Source organism: Streptosporangium sp. NPDC006013 (assembly GCF_040614275.1).
In the GTDB taxonomy this organism is placed as follows: Bacteria; Actinomycetota; Actinomycetes; order Streptosporangiales; family Streptosporangiaceae; genus Streptosporangium.
In genome coordinates, this window is record NZ_JBEXUE010000509.1 from 3,487 (window position 1) to 6,902 (window position 3,416).

At 68.3% G+C, this 3,416-nt stretch carries 4 protein-coding genes; 2 read left to right on the forward strand and 2 right to left on the reverse strand.

The window, feature by feature from the left end; translation table 11 throughout:
* Window positions 1-469: 469 nt before the first annotated feature.
* On the reverse strand, window positions 470-1,663 hold the full coding sequence (locus ABZ260_RS43305) for an NADP-dependent malic enzyme (RefSeq protein ID WP_355629566.1): 1,194 nt from the start codon (window positions 1,661-1,663) through the stop codon (window positions 470-472).
* 278 nt (window positions 1,664-1,941) lie between these two features.
* Here ABZ260_RS43305 and ABZ260_RS43310 point away from each other — a divergent pair, with 278 nt between their 5' ends.
* On the forward strand, window positions 1,942-2,472 hold the full coding sequence (locus ABZ260_RS43310; RefSeq protein WP_343969233.1) for a CGNR zinc finger domain-containing protein: 531 nt from the start codon (window positions 1,942-1,944) through the stop codon (window positions 2,470-2,472).
* Here the strand turns inward: ABZ260_RS43310 and ABZ260_RS43315 are convergent.
* Entirely contained in the window at window positions 2,442-2,744 is a 303-nt protein-coding gene (locus ABZ260_RS43315) for a S24 family peptidase (protein WP_350914288.1), read from the reverse strand. The two genes, ABZ260_RS43310 and ABZ260_RS43315, sit on opposite strands and share 31 nt — an antisense overlap.
* A gap of 90 nt (window positions 2,745-2,834) precedes the next feature.
* Between ABZ260_RS43315 and sodN the strand changes: the two genes are divergently transcribed.
* A complete protein-coding gene (gene sodN / locus ABZ260_RS43320; RefSeq protein WP_350914286.1) occupies window positions 2,835-3,236 on the forward strand; it encodes a superoxide dismutase, Ni in 402 nt (133 codons plus the stop codon).
* Window positions 3,237-3,416 lie beyond the last annotated feature (180 nt).

Sequence of the window (3,416 nt, forward strand, 5' to 3'; positions counted from 1 at the left end):
CGAGCCTGAGCGTCCAAACCTCAAGGCTCACCTGTTCCACCAGCTTCACCCGAAGGGGTCCGGCACCAGCCGGGCCCCTTCGGCCATTCCCACCGGATTCTCACCGGTGAAGACTCCCCGCCCCCGTTTCACCTCCACCCCCGCGAGGCGGAGGACTCGGTCTCCGCCGCAGGGCCGTGATGTGGCAGCGAGTCCTGGCCGGCAGCGGGCCCTCTGAGACGACCGAGCGCGCCTCTCCCGCTCCTTCCAAGGCCGAGCAGGCCGACGCTCGTACCCGCCCGGCACCTGTGAGCACAGGTGCCAGGAAGCACTTTCCGTAACACGACGCGCGACGGATACCGGCGTCCCTGGAAACCAGGAACGCCCCCCGCCGGTCGGGCGAGGGGCGTTCGGTCGGGTGCCTGGTGGGCGTGATCGTACTTCGGCCGGGTGGCGAGTTCGCCTGCCGTGCCGCCTGGGCTGTCGCGATCTAGAGACGGGCGACCCCGTCGGCACGGGCCTGCTCGGAGACGGCGGCGATGACCGCCGGGGCGACGCGCTCGTCGAACGGGCTGGGGATCACGTAGTCGGCCGACAGATCATCGTCCTTGACCACCCCGGCCAGCGCCTCGGCGGCGGCGACCTTCATGTTCTCGGTGATCGTGGTGGCGCGGACGTCGAGCGCCCCGCGGAAGACGCCGGGGAAGGCCAGCACGTTGTTGATCTGGTTGGGGAAGTCGGAACGGCCGGTCGCGACCACCTGCGCGTATTTGCGCGCGACCTCCGGCCGCACCTCGGGCGTCGGGTTGGACAGCGCGAAGACGATCGAACCGGAGGCCATCGACGCGATGGCCTCCTCCGAGACCGTCGAGCCGGACAGCCCGATGAACACGTCGGCCCCGGCCAGCGCCTGCTCGGTGGAGCCGTGCAGGCCCGCCCTGTTGCTGTCGCGCGCCAGGGCCTCCTTCACCGGGTTGAGCCCGTCGCGGCCCTGGTGGATGACGCCCTTGGAGTCGGCCACCGCGATGTCACCGATGCCCGCATTGAGCAGGATCCGGCTGACCGCGATCCCGGAGGCACCGGCACCGGCGACCACAGCCCGCAGATCGCCCAGCGAACGACCGGTCAGCCGCGCCGCGTTCTTCAGCGCGGCCAGCGCGACGATCGCGGTGCCGTGCTGGTCGTCGTGGAAGACGGGGATGTCGAGGATCTCGCGGAGACGCGCCTCTACCTCGAAACAGCGGGGAGCGCTGATGTCCTCGAGGTTGATCCCCCCGAAGGAGGGAGCGAGCCGGACGACCGTCTCGACCAGTTCGTCCACGTCGGTGCAGTCCAGGCAGATGGGCACCGCGTCGACATTCGCGAACTGCTTGAACAGCAGGGCCTTGCCCTCCATGACCGGCATGGCGGCGGCAGGCCCGATGTCTCCGAGACCGAGCACCGCGGTGCCGTCGGAGACGACGGCGACCACGTTGGAGATCCAGGTGTAGTCCTTGGCGAGCTCGGGCTTCTCGGCGATCGCGCTGCAGACTCTGGCCACGCCAGGTGTGTAGGCGAGTGCCAGGTCGTCGGCGTTGCGGACCGGGACCGTGGAGCGGACCTCCAGCTTGCCCCCGCGGTGCAGGGCGAAGGCCGGATCCAGATCCAGGGCTTCGAGGGCTTCGAGAGAGATGGAAGATGGCATGGTGGCCACAGCGACCCCTGTAGTTCAGTCAGGCAGACGGATAGTTCCTTCTGAGACGGCCGCGGGAAGCCTGTCCCCGGCTTCTGTAGCCGCTCGGGGCCTACTTCACTGAGCACGGTCGCCTGGAGGGTTCGGGGGTCACCCGTCGCTCGATTGTGCCACATGTTGAGACTGTCACCACTGGCGAGTACCCCATACTTTCGTCGTCCCGGTGTTAACCTCACCACACCGTGTAATACTCGAAGTCCATGCCACCTCTTACATTGACGGATCCCCAGATGGACCTGACCTCCTACGCGGAGCTGGCCGTACTACTGATCAACAGCCCCGACCGGCTGACCGGTCTCGAAGGGCTGCGCGCGCTCCTGGAAGAGGGCGGTCGCTACCGGCCCGGCTGCCGCATCACCAGAAGCGACCTGGAAGCCCTGCGCGACCTGCGCGAAGAGCTGATGATCGTGTTCGAGACCGCCGAGGCGGGCGACGAGGAGGCGGTGGTCGACCGGCTCAACTCGCTGCTGATCCACCACCCGGTCCAGCCACAGATCTCCGGGCACGACGGCGAGCGCTGGCATCTGCACCTCACCGAGGGTGGCCGGATGGCCGACCAGTACGCCGTGGGAGCGGTGATGGGACTCGCCACCATGATCACCGATCTCGGCGTCGACCGGCTCGGCCTCTGCCAGGCGCCGCCCTGCCGCAGGGCCTACCTCGACACCTCCTCCAACCGATCGCGCCGATACTGCTCGGAGCGGTGCGCCAGCCGCGCCAACGTCGCCGCCTACCGGGCCCGCCAGAAGGTCGGCCAGTAGCGCAGCACCACCCGGCCGACGATCGACGACGGAGGCAGCGCGCCGAAGTCCCAGCTGTCGCGCCTGCCGGAAGCACGCTGGTTGTCGCTCTCCAGCCACCAGCCGCCGTCCGCCTCCCAGACCGCGCGTTTGACGATGAGCACGGCGGGGTCGGACGGCAGCCGGGCGACGACCAGATCGCCGGGCCTCACCACCGCTCCGCGTCGTACCCAGAGCCAGTCGCCGGACCGCAGCGCGGGCAGCATCGAGTCCCCCGCGACACGTACTCTCATCGAGCGTAACCCCCTCCCACACGGGCATTCGGAGACGAGTAAGGTCGTTAACCGGACCATTCTGAACATGGCATCAAGGAAGGATTTCCGATGCTCGCACGACTTCTGCGCCCCAGGCACATCGCGTCGGCGCACTGTGACCTGCCCTGCGGTGTGTACGACCCGGCCCAGGCCCGCATCGAGGCCGAGTCCGTCAAGGCCATCATGGAGAAGTACGCCGGAAACGAGGACCCGGTGTTCCGCTCCCGTGCGCTCTCCATCAAGGAGGAGCGGGCCGAGCTGGTCAAGCACCACCTGTGGGTGCTGTGGACCGACTACTTCAAGCCCCCGCACCTGGAGACCTACCCGCAGCTGCACCAGCTGTTCTGGGAGGCCACCAAGCTCGCGGGCGCGGCCGGCGGCAAGGGCACCGTCGACGTCGCCAAGGCCGACGAGCTGCTGGGCAAGATCGACGAGATCTCCAAGATCTTCTGGGAGACCAAGGCCGCCTAAAATCCTCACGACCAACCCGTGAGGACCGAGGAGAACGGGGCCGCGAGGCCGCGCCGGCGACTGAACTGAGGAGAGGAAGGTCGTGAGGAACGAGCGACCTTCCTCGACGAGGGAAGAAGCCGGGTAAGAGCGGCCGAACCGCGACGCGTTAGCGTCGCCGGCAACTCGCGAGGAACGAGC